Origin of the sequence: Comamonas sp. MYb21 (assembly GCF_037479395.1) — a bacterium.
In the GTDB taxonomy this organism is placed as follows: domain Bacteria; phylum Pseudomonadota; class Gammaproteobacteria; order Burkholderiales; family Burkholderiaceae_C; genus Comamonas.
This window is the reverse complement of record NZ_JBBGZC010000011.1, coordinates 154,534-169,345: the sequence shown is the minus strand read 5'-3', so window position 1 is coordinate 169,345 and position 14,812 is coordinate 154,534. Positions and strand designations below refer to the sequence as shown.

The 14,812-nt window shown below is 64.4% G+C and carries 16 protein-coding genes; 12 read left to right on the top strand and 4 right to left on the bottom strand.

From position 1 onward, the window contains the following. Nucleotides 1-8 precede the first annotated feature (8 nt). Both WH367_RS17640 and WH367_RS17635 read right to left on the bottom strand, forming a co-directional pair. Complete coding sequence (locus tag WH367_RS17640) at nucleotides 9-620, bottom strand: GspH/FimT family pseudopilin (RefSeq protein WP_084635712.1); 612 nt, start codon at nucleotides 618-620, stop codon at nucleotides 9-11. Next, nucleotides 608-1,054 (bottom strand): type IV pilin protein, encoded by a 447-nt coding sequence (locus WH367_RS17635; protein WP_021025702.1) that lies wholly within the window; start codon nucleotides 1,052-1,054, stop codon nucleotides 608-610. Before WH367_RS17635 ends, WH367_RS17640 begins: the two co-directional genes overlap by 13 nt. 316 nt (nucleotides 1,055-1,370) lie before the next feature. Between WH367_RS17635 and gph the strand changes: the two genes are divergently transcribed. From gph to trpC, 8 genes are all read left to right on the top strand, one after another. Further along, nucleotides 1,371-2,081, top strand: a complete 711-nt coding sequence (gene gph / locus WH367_RS17630; protein WP_339537062.1) for a phosphoglycolate phosphatase — start codon at nucleotides 1,371-1,373, stop codon at nucleotides 2,079-2,081. 40 nt (nucleotides 2,082-2,121) lie between these two features. Beyond that, on the top strand, nucleotides 2,122-2,532 hold the full coding sequence (gene speD / locus WH367_RS17625; RefSeq protein ID WP_021025704.1) for an adenosylmethionine decarboxylase: 411 nt from the start codon (nucleotides 2,122-2,124) through the stop codon (nucleotides 2,530-2,532). Between the two features lie 292 nt (nucleotides 2,533-2,824). Then, nucleotides 2,825-4,324, top strand: coding sequence for an anthranilate synthase component I (trpE, locus tag WH367_RS17620; protein ID WP_339520154.1), 1,500 nt, complete (start codon nucleotides 2,825-2,827; stop codon nucleotides 4,322-4,324). Next, nucleotides 4,321-4,650: a chorismate mutase gene (locus WH367_RS17615; protein WP_021025706.1), complete on the top strand. Its 330-nt coding sequence runs from the start codon at nucleotides 4,321-4,323 to the stop codon at nucleotides 4,648-4,650. The genes trpE and WH367_RS17615 overlap by 4 nt, the downstream gene beginning before the upstream one ends. A gap of 2 nt (nucleotides 4,651-4,652) precedes the next feature. Beyond that, nucleotides 4,653-5,225, top strand: coding sequence for an anthranilate synthase component II (locus WH367_RS17610; protein ID WP_312986236.1), 573 nt, complete (start codon nucleotides 4,653-4,655; stop codon nucleotides 5,223-5,225). Next, nucleotides 5,225-5,884 (top strand): LysE family translocator, encoded by a 660-nt coding sequence (locus tag WH367_RS17605; RefSeq protein WP_339537061.1) that lies wholly within the window; start codon nucleotides 5,225-5,227, stop codon nucleotides 5,882-5,884. The genes WH367_RS17610 and WH367_RS17605 overlap by 1 nt, the downstream gene beginning before the upstream one ends. A 27-nt stretch (nucleotides 5,885-5,911) precedes the next feature. Then, on the top strand, nucleotides 5,912-6,943 hold the full coding sequence (trpD, locus tag WH367_RS17600) for an anthranilate phosphoribosyltransferase (RefSeq protein WP_021025709.1): 1,032 nt from the start codon (nucleotides 5,912-5,914) through the stop codon (nucleotides 6,941-6,943). A 26-nt stretch (nucleotides 6,944-6,969) separates the two neighbouring features. After that, nucleotides 6,970-7,770 carry an indole-3-glycerol phosphate synthase TrpC gene (gene trpC, locus WH367_RS17595; protein ID WP_312986239.1) on the top strand — a complete coding sequence of 267 codons (801 nt, stop codon included), beginning with the start codon at nucleotides 6,970-6,972 and terminating at the stop codon, nucleotides 7,768-7,770. A 33-nt stretch (nucleotides 7,771-7,803) separates the two neighbouring features. On the opposite strand, the gene WH367_RS17590 is transcribed toward trpC, so the two are convergent. Further along, entirely contained in the window at nucleotides 7,804-8,196 is a 393-nt protein-coding gene (locus tag WH367_RS17590; RefSeq protein ID WP_339537060.1) for a YfeK family protein, read from the bottom strand. A gap of 184 nt (nucleotides 8,197-8,380) precedes the next feature. Here WH367_RS17590 and WH367_RS17585 point away from each other — a divergent pair, with 184 nt between their 5' ends. Together WH367_RS17585 and WH367_RS17580 are read left to right on the top strand one after the other, a co-directional pair. Beyond that, nucleotides 8,381-10,153, top strand: coding sequence for an enterochelin esterase domain-containing protein (locus WH367_RS17585; protein ID WP_339537059.1), 1,773 nt, complete (start codon nucleotides 8,381-8,383; stop codon nucleotides 10,151-10,153). 35 nt (nucleotides 10,154-10,188) lie between these two features. After that, the gene (locus WH367_RS17580; protein WP_339537058.1) at nucleotides 10,189-10,881 is read left to right on the top strand and encodes a uracil-DNA glycosylase; all 693 of its coding nucleotides are present in this window, start codon (nucleotides 10,189-10,191) and stop codon (nucleotides 10,879-10,881) included. Between the two features lie 9 nt (nucleotides 10,882-10,890). Here the strand turns inward: WH367_RS17580 and WH367_RS17575 are convergent, their stop codons facing one another. Then, the gene (locus WH367_RS17575) at nucleotides 10,891-11,814 is read right to left on the bottom strand and encodes a LysR family transcriptional regulator (RefSeq protein WP_339537115.1); all 924 of its coding nucleotides are present in this window, start codon (nucleotides 11,812-11,814) and stop codon (nucleotides 10,891-10,893) included. Between the two features lie 267 nt (nucleotides 11,815-12,081). On the opposite strand from WH367_RS17575, the gene WH367_RS17570 reads away from it, so the two are divergent. Both WH367_RS17570 and WH367_RS17565 read left to right on the top strand, forming a co-directional pair. Then, a complete protein-coding gene (locus WH367_RS17570; RefSeq protein WP_339537114.1) occupies nucleotides 12,082-13,071 on the top strand; it encodes a Bug family tripartite tricarboxylate transporter substrate binding protein in 990 nt (329 codons plus the stop codon). Between the two features lie 74 nt (nucleotides 13,072-13,145). Beyond that, complete coding sequence (locus WH367_RS17565; RefSeq protein WP_339537057.1) at nucleotides 13,146-14,747, top strand: gamma-glutamyltransferase family protein; 1,602 nt, start codon at nucleotides 13,146-13,148, stop codon at nucleotides 14,745-14,747. The last annotated feature ends 65 nt before the right edge of the window (nucleotides 14,748-14,812 follow it).

The window sequence follows — 14,812 nt, the reverse complement described above, 5'->3', positions numbered from 1 at the left end:
CGCTGTCTTTAAGAGCAGGTGAAGGTGCCGCTGCCGTCTTCTATGCCTAAGCAAGTAGACACACGGCCCATGGGTGACACGATGACTTGCCAGACTTTATCGCCCTTGGATGCATAGACGCGGACATTGGCACCCGTGCTGGTATTGACGGTGCAGTTGCCCGTGGTAATCCCTGTAGCAGTATTCGCCTTGATGGTTCCATCTGGCAAAAAGCAAATGCTGGCGGAGCTTGCTTTGAGGGCAACATCTGCTGCGTTTTCTGTGAATCCACCGACATTGATGACGGTCGGGGTGGAGGCGTCGGAGCTGCTTGCCAAGGGCAAAGTCACGCTGGCCCAGCTCTTGCCTGCGGTGTTGCCCACGAGAGTGCTGGAGGGATCGACGCTGGATGTCAGCGTAAAAACGACTTCCCGATTGCGCCGCAGCGCTTCCGTTTGTGCGGTTTTCAGAGCAGCGGCCAGCTCCACCGCCTTGCCTTGAGCGCGATTTTCAGCCATGAATTGCTGAAAGGACGGTAGTGCAATCGCAGACATCACGGCGAGCACGGACATCGTCACCAACAACTCGACTAAGGTAAAGCCCTGGTGTGAGCGACGTTGCTGAACAGTTAGCTGGGACATGCCTGCCCCTTGCGGATCATCCAGCCGTTTGCTGCCGAGCAGGTGTTATAGCCTGAGTTGTCGGGGACAGCCGTTGTTTTGCGCTCATTGAGCTGGTTGATGGTGTAGGTGAAGCCGTTCGCTATGTTTTTGCCACTGGCAGCAATGGTGAATTCATTGCTGTCTCTGGTGCCCGTGCAAGTGATATCGAAAGCATCGACAGAGCGCGTGCCAGCACAGGGCGCGGCGTCGCCGTCATAAGTACGGCGGTCTTGGTAGAAGCGCTCCATGTCGGTGCGCATGGTTTCCATGGCTGCCACCGCTTCCGCAATCTTGCTGCGTAATACGTAGTCTCTGTAGCTGGGGTAGGCAATGGCGGCCAGAATTCCGATGATTGCCACCACAATCATCAACTCGATAAGCGTAAAGCCGCGATTTCGTTGGGGCAGGTGCATGAAAGCCTTGTCTATTACTTATTGCGTGTCGCTGGAATAACCTGTTTTAACGGGTGTTCGGTCAGGGGGCGAACCGAATGCGGATCCGCTGCTTGACTGAGAACCAAGCTGTCCTTGGGTGAGCCCTAGGAGCCTTCCATTAGGTATATAGCTTTGGAAGCAATTCTAGGGAGCGAGGCTCGCTTAAGGGGTGTATTCTGGCGAGCGGATGATTTGGGCAGATAAGTGGTAAGTTTGGAGTCCGCTATGTGCGAGGTTTGGTGGGCCCAACGCAAGCCAGAGGACAAGAGCCTGCTCAACGTTGAATGAATCTGTAATGACTGAAGTGAACAAAACCCTGCAGCGCTGCGAAGCCGTCATCGTCGACCTCGACGGCACCATGGTCGACACCATGGGGGACTTTGCCGAGGCGCTCAACCGCATGCTGGCCGATCTGCAGCTGCCGGCGATTGATGTGCGGATCATCGAGCCCATGGTAGGCAAGGGCTCGGAGCACTTGCTGCGGGCGGTGCTGACCCATGTGCTGGCCCAGGTGCACCAACCGATCGGCCAGCCGGTGCCGGCCACCGAGATCGACAACCGCTATGCCCAGGCCTGGGAGCGCTACCAGCACCACTACCTGGCCATCAATGGCCGCTTCTCCCGCGTGTATGACGGGGTGGAGAAGGGCCTGGCGCAATGGCGCGCCAATGGGTTGAAGATGGCCTGTCTGACCAACAAGCCACTGTCCTTTGCCGAGCCACTGCTGCGCGCCAAGGGGCTGCGCGACTATTTTGACCATGTGTTTGGTGGCGATTCCTTTGAGCGCAAGAAGCCCGATCCGCTGCCGCTGCTCAAGACCTGCGAGGCGCTGGGCAGCAAGCCGGCCCTGACCTTGATGGTGGGCGACAGCAGCAACGATGCCGAGGCGGCGCACAATGCCGGCTGCCCGGTGGTGCTGGTGAGCTATGGCTACAACCATGGCCAGCCGATCCGCCAGGTGGCGGCGACCGGCTATATCGATGCGCTCAGCGAGCTGCAGGCCTGAGGCGCCTCGCCGCCCAGACCTGTACTGAGAAGAGCAAGACGTGGACGGACTGCATTTGACCGCCGACCTGTATGACTGCCAGTGCCCTGCGGCCTGGCTGGTCGATGCGCAGGCGCTCGCTGCGCTGTGCAACCAGGCGGTGGCCGATGCGGGGCTGACGCGCATGCATGACAGCTGGGTGCCGTTTCCCAGCCACAACGGCCAGCCCGGCGGCGTCACTGGCGTGGTGCTGCTGGCCGAGTCGCATGTGGCGATCCACACCTGGCCGGAGCTGGGCCATGTCACGCTCGATGTCTATGTCTGCAATTTCTCGGGCGACAACTCGGCCAAGGCGCAGCAGGTCGTCGATCGCTTGGTGGGCGCCTTGCAGCCTATGCGCTGCCAGCACCAGCGGCTGCAGCGGGGCAGTCTGCAGGCCAGCGGGGGGGCAACTGCCGGCTTGCCGCGCTGAAATCCCCCGTTTTCTGGTTAATCCCCGGTTTTCTGGTTTTTACACCGTCGTTTGCAGATTCGTTTGCTACACTAGGCGCCATGTTCATCCATCACGCAGTCATTACAGGTCGTTCCGACCGGGGAGCTTGGCCCTGGCGTAAGCCTGTATCTATGACTGTTTGACTGCCGCTGGGTAACACGCCCCAGCGTGCGCCCGAGGGCTGGTTGCAAGACCAGTCCACCAAAGATGAACTGCAGCGCACGATACGCACACATCCAGCGTGCGCTGCTCAAGCTGGGGATGGTTCTTCGTGATCACCGAACTCGAATTCAAAAGTCTGGCCAACCAAGGCTACAACCGTATTCCTCTCGTCGCAGAAGCGTTTGCGGATCTGGAAACCCCTCTGTCCCTGTACCTCAAGCTCTGCCACACGCACGACGATGGCAAGCACAGCTTTTTGCTCGAATCCGTCGTCGGCGGCGAGCGTTTTGGCCGTTACAGTTTTATTGGTCTGCCCGCCCGCAGCCTGCTGCGCGCCAGCGGCTTTGGCGCCGAGGCCCGCACCGAGGTCGTCACCGATGGCCAGGTGGTCGAGACCCATGCGGGCAATCCGCTGGATTTCATTGCCGATTACCAAAAGCGCTTCAAGGTCGCGCTGTCGCCCGGCCTGCCGCGCTTTTGCGGCGGCCTGGCCGGCTATTTTGGCTATGACGCGGTGCGCTATATCGAGAAAAAGCTCGAGAACAGCTGCCCGCCCGACAGCCTGGGCACGCCCGACATCCTGCTGCTGCAGTGCGAAGAAGTCGCCGTCATCGACAACCTCTCGGGCAAGCTCTACCTGATCGTCTACGCCAACCCGGCCGAGGCCGAGGCCTATTCAAAGGCCAAGAAGCGCGTGCGCCAGCTCAAGGAGCAGCTGCGCTACTCGGTCAGCGTGCCGCAGATCAAGGCCGGCGACAGCTACCCTTCCGAGCGCAGCTTTGCGAAAGCCGATTACCTCCAGGCCGTGCTCGACGCCAAGGAGATGATTGCCGCGGGCGACTTCATGCAGGTGCAGGTGGGCCAGCGCATCCAGAAGCGCTACACGGAGAACCCGCTGTCGCTGTACCGCGCGCTGCGCTCGCTCAACCCCAGCCCCTATATGTACTACTACCACTTTGGCGATTTCCAGGTGGTGGGGGCCAGCCCCGAGATTCTGGTGCGCCAGGAGCAGGTCGAAGAAGGGCAGAAGATCACCATCCGCCCGCTGGCCGGCACCCGGCCGCGCGCGGCCACGCCAGAGAAAGACAAGGCCACCGAGCAGGAGCTGGTGAACGACCCCAAGGAGCGCGCCGAGCATGTGATGCTGATCGACCTGGCGCGCAACGACATCGGCCGCATTGCCAAGACTGGCTCGGTCAAGGTGACCGAGGCCTTTGCGGTCGAACGCTACAGCCATGTGATGCACATCGTCAGCAATGTCGAAGGCATCCTCCAGGACGGCATGACCAGCATGGATGTGCTCAAGGCCACCTTCCCGGCCGGCACCCTGTCGGGCGCACCCAAGGTGCATGCGATGGAGGTGATCGACCAGCTTGAACCGGTCAAGCGCGGCATTTACGGCGGCGCCTGCGGTTACCTGAGCTTTGCCGGCGACATGGACCTGGCCATTGCGATCCGCACCGGCGTCATCAAGGACGGCATGCTCTATGTGCAGGCTGCGGCCGGCGTGGTCGCCGACTCGGTGCCCGAGCTGGAGTGGAAAGAGACTGAACACAAGGCGCGCGCACTGTTGCGTGCCGCTGAACTCGTTGAGGAAGGACTGGAATGACCCGCGCTATCGACAAAGTAGAAGACTGCAACACCATGGCCGATGTGCGCCGCAATGTGAATGCGCTCGACGACATCCTGGTGCCTTTGCTGGTGGAGCGCGGCGGCTACATGACCCAGGCCGCCAAGGTCAAGAACAACCCCGAGCTGGTGCGCGACGAAGAGCGCATCGAAACCATCGTTGCCCGCGTGCGTGAACGCGCGGCACTCGAAGGCGGCCAGCCCGATGTGATCGAGGCCATCTACCGCGCGATGATGGAGGCCTATATCGCCTACGAGCACCGCGAACTGGCCCGCCTGCAGGCGGGCGGCACACCCCGGGAGTGACGATGAAAAAACTGTTGATGGTCGATAACTACGACAGCTTTACCTACAACATCGTGCAGTACTTCGGGGAGCTGGGGGTCGAGGTCGTCGTGGTGCGCAATGACGAGACCTCGCTCGAGGCCATCGCTGCCCACCAGCCCGATTGGCTGGTCATCTCGCCCGGGCCCTGCTCGCCGGCCGAAGCCGGTATCTCCATCGCGGCGATCCAGCACTTTGCCGGCAAGCTGCCGATTTTGGGCGTGTGCCTGGGCCACCAGGCCATTGGTGCGGCCTTTGGCGGCAAGGTGGTGCGGGCCGTGCAGCAAATGCATGGCAAGACCAGTGTGATCACGACCACGCAAGCCGGCGTGTTTGCCGATCTGCCCGCGCAGTTCACGGTCAACCGCTACCACTCGCTGGTGATCGAGCGCAGCAGCTGCCCCGATTGCCTGGAGGTGACTGCCACCAGTGAAGATGGCGAAATCCAGGGCGTGCGCCACAAGAGCCTGCCGATCCAGGGCGTGCAGTTCCACCCCGAGAGCATCCTCACCGAGCATGGCCACGCGATGCTGAAGAACTTTCTGGAGCAGCGCTGATGATCGAGCTGCACCAGTTGCTGATGTTCATGGCAGCTGGCTGGCTGCTCAACCTCACTCCGGGCCCGGACGTGTTCTACATGCTCAGCCATGCGGCGCGCCAGGGCTGGCGTGCCGGCCTGGTGGCCAGCGCCGGTATCACCGCCGGCTGCATGGTGCATGTGGCGGCCGCTGCGCTGGGCGTCGGTGCCTTACTGGCGGCTTCCGCCACGGCTTTTGGCGTGCTCAAGTGGCTGGGCGCGGCCTATCTGCTGTGGATGGGCGTGCAGATGCTGCGCAGCAAAAACAATAGCAAGCTGGTGGCGCCTGCCGGTACGGAGCCGGGCTTGTCCGAGCCCGATACCAGCCTGGCGCGCATCTTCTGGGGCGGCTTCTGGACCAATGTGCTCAACCCCAAGGTCGCGATCTTCTTTTTGGCCTTTATTCCGCAGTTCATCGCCGCTGACTATGCCCACAAGAGCCTGGCCTTTGCCGCGTTGGGGCTGATCTTCAACCTCAACGCCATACCCGTCAATGTGCTTTGGGTGGGTATGGGCGCTGGCATGGCGCGGCGCGCGGGCTGGCTGCGCCAGCGGCTGCACTGGCTCGACCGCGCGGCCGGCGCCATGTTCATTGGCTTTGGCCTCAAGCTGGCGCTGAGCGACAAGCCCGGCGCCTGACCTTCCCCCAGATACAGCGAGAACCCCATGTCGATTACTCCCCAAGAAGCGCTGCAGCGCACCATCGAGCACCGCGAAATCTTCCACGACGAGATGCTGCACCTGATGCGCATCATCATGCAGGGCGAACTCTCCCCGGTGATGACTGCCGCCATCCTGACGGGCCTGCGCGTCAAGAAGGAAACCATTGGCGAGATCAGCGCCGCCGCCCAGGTGATGCGCGAGTTCTCCAACAAGGTCCATGTCGCTGATCGCCAGCACCTGGTCGACATCGTTGGCACCGGTGGCGATGGCGCCAATACCTTCAACATCTCGACCTGCTCGGTGTTTGTGATTGCCGCGGCTGGCGGCAAGGTCAGCAAGCATGGCGGGCGCAGTGTCTCGAGCAAATCGGGCAGTGCCGATGCGATGGAAGCGCTGGGCGTCAATATCCAGCTGAGCCCCGAGCAGATCGCCCAGAGCATTGCCGAGGTGGGCATCGGCTTCATGTTTGCGCCCAACCACCACCCGGCGATGAAGAACGTGGCCCCCGTGCGCAAGGAGCTGGGCGTGCGCACCATCTTCAATATCCTGGGCCCCTTGACCAACCCGGCCGGCGCACCCAATATCCTGATGGGCGTCTTCCACGAGGACCTCGTCGGTATCCAGGTGCGTGCGCTGCAGCGCCTGGGCGCCGAGCATGCGCTGGTGGTCTATGGCCGCGATGGCCTCGACGAAATCAGCCTGGGTGCCAGCACGCTGGTGGGTGAGCTCAAGGACGGCGTGGTGCGCGAATACGCGATCCATCCGGAAGACTTTGGTATCCAGATGGTGGGCACCCGCGCCTTCCGCGTGGACAATGCCGAGCAGTCCAAGGCCATGCTGATGGGTATTTTGCAAGGCGAGCAAGGCCCCGCCCGCGATATCGTCTGCCTCAATGCCGGCGCGGCACTCTATGCGGCCAATGTGGCCAGTTCGATCGAAGATGGCCTGCAGCGCGCCCGCGCCGCCATTGACAGCGGTGCGGCGCTGCAAAAACTGCAGGACCTGGTGGCGCTGACGCGCCAACTGGCCGCCTGAGCGGGCCGCCCTACACAAGGAAAACTATGTCCGATATTCTCAAAACCATCTGCGACGCCAAGCTTATCGAAGTGGCCGACGCCAAGAAGCGCATCCCCTTCGAGGCCATGCGCCGCGACGCCGAAAGCCGTGTGCTGACCCGTGACTTTGTCGGCGCGCTGCGCGCCAAGATCGCGCAAGGCCAGGCCGCCGTGATCGCCGAGGTGAAAAAGGCCAGCCCCAGCAAGGGCGTGATCCGTGCCGACTTTGACCCGGCCGACATTGCCCAGAGCTATATGGTGGGCGATGGCAAGACCAGCGCCGCCTGCCTGTCGGTGCTGACGGACCGCCAGTTCTTCCAGGGCGAGCCTGATTTTCTGAAGCAGGCGCGTGCCAGCACCTTGCTGCCGGTGCTGCGCAAAGACTTCATGGTCGATCCCTACCAGATCTATGAATCGCGCGCGATGGGCGCCGACTGCGTGCTGCTGATCGCCGCCTGCCTGGACGACGCCCAGATGGCCGAGATGGAGCAGATCGCGCGCAGCCTGGACATGGCCGTGCTGGTTGAAGTGCATGACGGCGCCGAGCTGGCACGTGCGCTCAAGCTCAAGACGCCGCTGATCGGTATCAACAACCGCGATCTGCGCAGCTTTGAAGTCAGCATCCAGACCACCCTGGATCTGCAAAAGCAGGTGCCTGCGGACCGCCTGCTGGTGACTGAGTCGGGCATTGCCAGCCCGGACGATGTCAAGACCCTGCGCGATGCCGGCATCCACGCCTTCCTGGTGGGTGAGGCCTTTATGCGCGCCGATGAGCCGGGCGACGCACTGGCCAAGCTGTTCGCCTAAAGCAGCAAAGCAACCGGTAGCGGTGCAAGGCCGCTACTGCGCAGCGCGCGCCTTGGCCAGCTGGTCCTCAAACCAGCGCTGGCTGTGCGTTTCAGGCTGGCCGGGGCAACGCACCAGATAGGGCTTGCCCGACATGCTGCTTTGGCTGGCCGCACGCGCAATAAAGTCCTCGGCCGTGGGCGCCAATGCTCTTTTTTGCAGGTAGCTGTACTTGCGCTGCAAATGCGCGCTGGCCTCGCTGGCGCTGTACCACTGGCCATTGCGGGCAAATTCACAGCCCGACTGCTGCAAAGCCTTGAACAGCGCATGAATCTCGCGCTCGGTGGTGCTGGTGTCGCTGCTGGCGGTCTGCGCGCTGGCTGTCAGGCTGCACAGCAAACAGGCAGCAGCCAGGGCTTGGGTCCATGGGTATCGTTGCTGGGGCATAGCGCGTCAAGCAGTGTGGAGGGTTTGGCAGCGCAAGCGCTGTGCTAGTATCAATTGCGAATAATTCCCATTTCTAAATTCAGAAATGGGTTTTTCTTCGCCTCTATCCCCTCCTACCTGGCCAGCGGCCCCATGCTCAGCAAGGGGCGCCGGCCTGTTTGCCCTTGTTTGTCCATGAGTATCCATGATCGCCATGTCCCCCCCAGCGCCCAGCGCCTTTGTCCTACCACCATCGCGTCTGCGCGGGCTCGCTGCCAGTGCAGCGCTGGGGCTGACCGTGCTGGGCGGCTGCGCCAGCGCACCCGAGCACCCAGCGCCTGCGCAGCTGCTGCACATCGGGCAAACGGTGCAAGGCCAGCTGGCCCCTGGCGCCCAGCAGCGCTGGCAGCTCGACGCCCAGCAGCTGCCCGCCGACAGCGTGGTGCGTGCGGAGGTGGATGGCAGCGGTGTGCAGCTGGATCTGCAAGATGCGGCAGGCCGGCATCTGCGCCGCCTGCTGCGCAGCGATGGTGTGGGGGAGGGCTTTACCTGGCAGGCCCAGGCGGGCGACCAGCTGTTGCTGCACTGGAATGCCCAGCTGGCAGTGGCCTATGCCAGCAGCAACGCCGAGGCCGGCCAGCTGCCGGCGCAGGCGACTGCCGGGCATTACCGCCTGGAGATCCAACGCGCCTGGGTCCCGCGCGCCGACCAGTCGGTGGCCTTGCCCAACCAGCCGCTGCAAAGCCCGCGCCTGCAGGCCCTGGCGCGCGACCTGGAAGGTGGCGGCAGCAGCGATGCATTCTGGCAAGAGATGGCCCAGCGCGGCACGCCCTTGGTGGAGCCCTGGAGCGACAAGGAGCGGCTGGTCACCTTTTTGTGGCGGGGCGCGCGGCACAGCGTGCGCCTGTTTGGCAGCCCCTCGGGCAACCATGAATCGCTGCAGCGCCTGGGCAACTCGGATGTCTGGTGGAGCAGTTTTGTGATGCCCAGCGATGCGCGCCTGAGCTATGGCATGGCGCCCGATGTGCCCAATATCGAAGGCACGGCCATCGAGCAGCGCCGCAGTATTCTGGCGACCTTGCAGCGCGACCCCTTGAACCCGCGCAGCTGGGCCGCGTCGGACGATGGCGCTGCAGCGGTGGACCAATACCAGGGCCGCTCGGTACTGCAGCTGCCCGATGCGCCGGCGCAGCCCTGGTCGCAGCCGGCCAACGGGCCGTTGCCGGGCGATCTGCAGCGCCACTGGCTGCATTCGGCGGCCCTGGGTCATGGCCGTGATGTCTGGATCTACCGCCCGGCTAGCTGGGCCCAGGCCGCCCCGGAGCAGCGCGCCTTGCTGGTGCTGTTCGATGCCCATGCCTATCTGCGCCAGGTGCCCACGCCGCAGATCACCGAGCGGCTGCAGGCGCAGGGCTTGATCCCGGCAACGGCCGTGGTGCTGGTGGCCAATGCCAGCAGCGAGCTGCGCAATACCGAGCTGCCGCCCAACCCCGCGTTTGCTGATTTCATGGGCCTGCAGCTGATGCCCTGGCTGGCTACGCAGGGGCTGGATGTGCCCGCTGCGCGCACGGTGATTGCCGGCTCCAGCTATGGCGGGCTGGCATCGAGCTATATGGCGCTGCGCCATCCGGAGCGCTTTGGCAATGTGCTGAGCCTGTCGGGCTCCTACTGGTGGGCGCCGCAGGCCGAAGCGCCCAATGCGATGGCGCGCTGGTGGGCGGCAGCGCCCCGCAAGGACGTCCGCTTTTACCTGGATGCAGGCCTCTACGAAAGCGCACGCGGCGGCCAAGCTGGCATTCTGGAGACCAGCCGCGAACTGGGCGATGTGCTGCGCGCCCAGGGCTACCGCGTGACCCAGCGGGAGCACAGCACCGGCCACGACTATGTGCACTGGCAGGGATCGATCGCCTGCGGGCTGGTGGCGCTGCTCCATCCTGCCGCACTGTCTACGCTCCAAGCCGAGTGCAAAGGGCGATAGCAGAGGGGCGCCCGCGCAGCGTGCACAATGCGGGCATGCAACTGACATCTGAAGCGCTCCATGACCACCAGGTGGCTGCCGGCTGGCAGGCCACGGTGGACCAATTCTTTGCAAGCCCCAAGGGCCAGCAGCTGTCGCAGTACCTGCAGCAGCGCCTGGACGAAGGCGCGGTGGTCTTCCCGCCCGAGCCGCTGCGCGCTCTGCGCCTGACCTCGCCCGAGAGCGTGCGCGTGGTCATCCTGGGGCAGGACCCCTACCACGGGCGCGGCCAGGCCGAGGGCCTGGCTTTTTCCGTGGCCTCCGGTGTGCGCCTGCCGCCATCGCTGCAGAACATCTTCAAGGAGATGCAGCGCGACCTGGGCGTGCCTTTTCCGCCTTTCCCCGATCCAGGCGGTAGCCTGGTCAAATGGGCCACCCATGGCGTGCTGCTGCTCAACACCTGTTTGACGGTGGAAGAAGGCCAGGCCGCCAGCCACAGTGGCAAGGGCTGGGAGCTGCTCACCGATGCGCTGATCCGCCAGGTGGCCGAGGGCGACAAGCCGGTGGTCTTCATGCTCTGGGGCAGCCATGCACAAAGCAAGCGTGTGCTGATCCCGCAGGACCGGGGCCACCTGGTGCTGACCAGCAACCATCCCTCGCCGCTGTCGGCGCTGCGCCCGCCGGTGCCCTTTATCGGTAATGGGCATTTCAGCCAGGCGCAAGCGTTTCGCAAGCAGCTGGGTCTATAGACACATGGCTTAGCGCGGCACGGCCTGCAGCTCCTGCACCAGCAGCCCTAAAAAGGCCTGCGCGGCGGCGGGCAGCTGGCGGCCCGCCAGGGTTTGCACCTCGATGTCGCGCAGGTCCAGGCCGGCATCGGTCAAGGGGCGGGCGACCAGGCTGCCCGCTGCCAGCATATGGCGCACCCCCACTTCGCTGGAGACGGTCACGCCCCCGCCATGCAGCGCGAAATTGAGCAAGGTCTTGGCATGGTTGGTGGTCAGCACCGGGTCCAGCTGCAGGCCCTGGCGGCTGCAGGCCAGGTCGATCATCTGGCGGATCGCTGTCTCGGCCGGCGGCAAGGCGAGCGGATGCCGGGCCAGCTCGGCCAAAGTGAGCGATGCCTGGCTTGCCAGCACATGGCCGGGCGGCAACACGGCCAGTACCGGTGCGCTTTGGCGGTGCACCACGGCAATGTTCTTGAGCGGGGACATGCTGAAGCGCAGGCCAATATCGGCCTCGCCGGCCAGCAGCTTGGCCGAGACCTGCAAGGTCGGCACCATGCTCACCTCAAAGCGCAGGCCCGGGTGGCGGCGCGCAAAGGCCACGCAGGCCTGGGGCAGCAGCTCATTGGCAAAGGCATCCGAGGTGGCGATGCGCACCAAGCCGGCGCGCAGGCTGTCGAGGGCGTGGATGGCATCGATGGCCTGCTCGGCATCGAGGCTGATACGGCGCGCCAGCTCGGCCAGGATCTGCCCGGCGGCGGTGGGCTGCATGCCGCGCGCATGGCGCTCGAACAGCGCCGTGCCCAGCTGGGCCTCCAGCCCACTGATCTGGCGGCTGACGGCCGAGCTGGCCACATGCAGGCGCAGCGATGCAGCGCTGACCGAGCCGCATTGCACCACCTCGTGGAAGTAGCGCAGCGCGGTGTCCTGCAGATGGGTAGGCGGGCGGTTGGGCATGGTGGTATTGCGCAAATGAATGGTCCAAGCATAAACCCATTGCCGTATCGGCAAACCTACCTTGCCAAATCGGTGGTGGTGCCTGCTGTCACAGGCTTTTAATATGCAAGGCTTCACGCAGGCGCCTTTGCCCCAGCGCGCATGGCACACCCGCCATGGGCGCATAAGAACCGGTTGTTCTGGCCCGCGCCACAAGCGCAGAGTGCTTCGCAGATGTTTTGCAACACGCTTACCACCATGCCAACTACCTCTTCTCTTTTCTCTCGCATGCCTGGCCGCCGGCCGTTGCTCGCCGGCCTGGTGGCTGGTACGGCGCTGGCTGTGCTGTCCCCGTTTGCCGCTGCGCAGGGCGGCCCATGGCCTGAACGCGCTATCCGTGTCATCGTGCCCTTTCCGCCCAGCGGCGCGACCGATCTGGTGGCCCGCGTCGTGGCGCAAAAGGTGTCGCAGGAGTTGGGCCAGTCGCTGGTGATCGACAACCGCCCGGGGGCGGGCGGCACCATCGGCACGGCCGAGGCTGCCAAGGCCAGCGCTGACGGCTACACCCTGCTGTTCACCACCAGCAGCACCCATGCGATCTCGCCGCACCTGATGCCCAAGCTGGCCTACCGTGCGGACAAGGACTTTACCCCGATCGCCCATGTGGCCGATGCGGCCAGCGTGCTGCTGGTGACCAACTCGCTGCCGGTCAAGACCGTGCAGGAGCTGATCAGCTATGCCAAGGCCAACCCTGGCAAGCTGAACTACGCCACCAGCGGCAATGGCACCATCGTGCACCTGAACACCGCTGCCTTTGCGGCCCAGGCGGGCATCACCCTGACCCATGTGCCCTACAAGGGTACGGCCCAGTCGATCAGCGATCTGGCCACCGGCCAGGTGCATCTGCTGTTTGACTCCATCCCCACCGGCATGCCCCATGTGGCCAGCGGCCGCCTGCGTGCGCTGGCCGTCACCAGCGCCGAGCGCACCCAGCTTGCGCCGCAGCTGCCCACGGTGGCCGAATCGGGCCTGCCCGGCTATTCGTCGGTGACCTGGTTTGGCGTCTATGCGCCTGCGGGCCTGAAGCCCGAGCTGACGGCCAAGATCAATGCCGCCTTCAACAAGGCCATGCAAAATCCCGATGTGGTGGCCAGCCTGGCCAAGCTGGGCGCCGATGCGGCCAAGCCCGGTACGCCTGCGCAGTTTGCGGATCTGGTCAAGGCCGACAGCGCACGCTGGGCCAAGGTGATCCAGGACAACCACATCACGCTCGAGTAAGCGTTGCCACCACCAGACCGGGGCGGCGGTTGCTGCCCCGGCTGCCATCTCGTTTGCATTCAGAAAGACAAGACATGACCACCGTGAAAGACTGGGCCCAGCCCTATGCCTCGCAGCGCTCGCCCATCCTGGGCCGCAATGTGGTGAGCACCTCGCAACCGCTGGCCGCCCAAGCGGGCCTGCGCATGCTGCAAGCAGGCGGCAATGCGGTGGATGCGGCGCTGGCCGCGGCGATGACCTTGACGGTGGTGGAGCCCACGGGTTGCGGCATTGGCAGCGATGCCTTCGCGATTGTCTGGGACGGCCAGGAGCTGCATGGCCTGAACGCCTCGGGCCGCGCGCCAGCGGGCTGGACGCCGGAGTACTTCGACAAGCTCGGCGGTATCCCGGAAAAAGGCTGGAATGCGGTCACCGTGCCTGGCGTGGTCTCCGGCTGGGTGGAGCTGTCCAAGCGCTTTGGCAAGCTGCCTTTTGCACAAGTGGCGCAACCGGCGATCGACTATGCGCGCCATGGCTTTGCGGTATCGCCCACGATTGCCAAGCTCTGGGCACTGGGCCTGGCCAAGCTGGGCGACCAGCCCGGTTTCCAGGAATGCTTTGCGCCGGGCGGCCAGGCACCGCAGGCGGGCAGCTGGTTCCAAAGCGAGGCCCATGCCCGCACCCTGGAAGAGATCGCCGAGACCCTGGGTGAATCCTTTTACCGGGGCGCACTGGCGCAAAAGATGGCGGCGCACAGCCAGGCCAACGGCGGCGTGATGACGGCCGAGGACCTGGCCGCCCACCGCTGCGACTGGGTGGGCACGGTGGCCCAGCCCTTTGGCGACTCGGTGGTGCATGAGATTCCGCCCAATGGCCAGGGCATTGCCGCGCTGATCGCGCTGGGCCTGCTCGATGCCATCGGCATGGGCGACCAGCCGCTGGACAGTGCCGAGACCGTGCATCTGCAGATCGAGGCGATGAAGCTGGCGCTGGCCGACCTGGCCCAGTACAACGCCGATATCGACCATATGCGTGTCCACCCCCAGCAAGACCTGCTGAACCCCGCCTACCTGGCCGAGCGCGCCCAGCTGATCGACCGCAGCAAGGCCAGCGTCGCCCGCTATGGCGCGCCCAAGCCGGGCGGCACGGTCTATCTGACGGCCTGCGACGAGAGCGGCATGATGGTGTCCTTCATCCAGTCCAACTACATGGGTTTTGGCTCGGGCGTGGTCGTGCCGGGCACCGGCATCAGCCTGCAAAACCGGGGGGCGGGATTTACCACCGAGGCGGGCCACGCCAACCAGGTGGCGCCGGGCAAGCGTCCTTCGCACACCATCATCCCCGCCTTTGCGATGCATGCCGATGGCACCCCGCAGATGGCCTTTGGCGTGATGGGCGGCCCCATGCAAAGCCAGGGCCATGTGCAGATGGCCGTGCGCGTGCTGCGCTATGGCCAGAACCCGCAAGCCGCTGCAGATGCACCGCGCTGGCGCGTGACCGGTGGCAACCAGGTCTCCGTCGAGCTGGGCTTTGATCCGCAGGTGATTGCCGCATTGCGCGCGCTGGGCCATGAAGTGACCATCGAAGAAGGCCATGGCGTGTTCGCCTTTGGCGGTGCGCAGCTGATTGTGCGCGAGGGCGGGCACTACGTGGCTGGCTCCGATCCGCGCAAGGACGGCCAGGCGGTCGCTTACTGACGCGCAAGCGGAGCCAACACAGCCAGGGCGCCACCGGACGGGTTTCGGTGGCGCTTTTTTGCGTC

Coding starts and splice junctions, on each gene's coding strand:
- WH367_RS17640 (WP_084635712.1), bottom strand. CDS start 620: ATGTCCCAGCTAACTGTTCAGCAACGTCGCTCACACCAGGGCTTTACC.
- WH367_RS17590 (WP_339537060.1), bottom strand. CDS start 8,196: ATGCCCCAGCAACGATACCCATGGACCCAAGCCCTGGCTGCTGCCTGT.
- WH367_RS17570 (WP_339537114.1), top strand. CDS start 12,082: ATGCCTGGCCGCCGGCCGTTGCTCGCCGGCCTGGTGGCTGGTACGGCG.
- WH367_RS17635 (WP_021025702.1), bottom strand. CDS start 1,054: ATGCACCTGCCCCAACGAAATCGCGGCTTTACGCTTATCGAGTTGATG.
- WH367_RS17605 (WP_339537061.1), top strand. CDS start 5,225: ATGATCGAGCTGCACCAGTTGCTGATGTTCATGGCAGCTGGCTGGCTG.
- trpD (WP_021025709.1), top strand. CDS start 5,912: ATGTCGATTACTCCCCAAGAAGCGCTGCAGCGCACCATCGAGCACCGC.
- WH367_RS17575 (WP_339537115.1), bottom strand. CDS start 11,814: ATGCCCAACCGCCCGCCTACCCATCTGCAGGACACCGCGCTGCGCTAC.
- WH367_RS17585 (WP_339537059.1), top strand. CDS start 8,381: ATGATCGCCATGTCCCCCCCAGCGCCCAGCGCCTTTGTCCTACCACCA.
- trpC (WP_312986239.1), top strand. CDS start 6,970: ATGTCCGATATTCTCAAAACCATCTGCGACGCCAAGCTTATCGAAGTG.
- WH367_RS17565 (WP_339537057.1), top strand. CDS start 13,146: ATGACCACCGTGAAAGACTGGGCCCAGCCCTATGCCTCGCAGCGCTCG.
- WH367_RS17610 (WP_312986236.1), top strand. CDS start 4,653: ATGAAAAAACTGTTGATGGTCGATAACTACGACAGCTTTACCTACAAC.
- gph (WP_339537062.1), top strand. CDS start 1,371: ATGACTGAAGTGAACAAAACCCTGCAGCGCTGCGAAGCCGTCATCGTC.
- WH367_RS17580 (WP_339537058.1), top strand. CDS start 10,189: ATGCAACTGACATCTGAAGCGCTCCATGACCACCAGGTGGCTGCCGGC.
- WH367_RS17615 (WP_021025706.1), top strand. CDS start 4,321: ATGACCCGCGCTATCGACAAAGTAGAAGACTGCAACACCATGGCCGAT.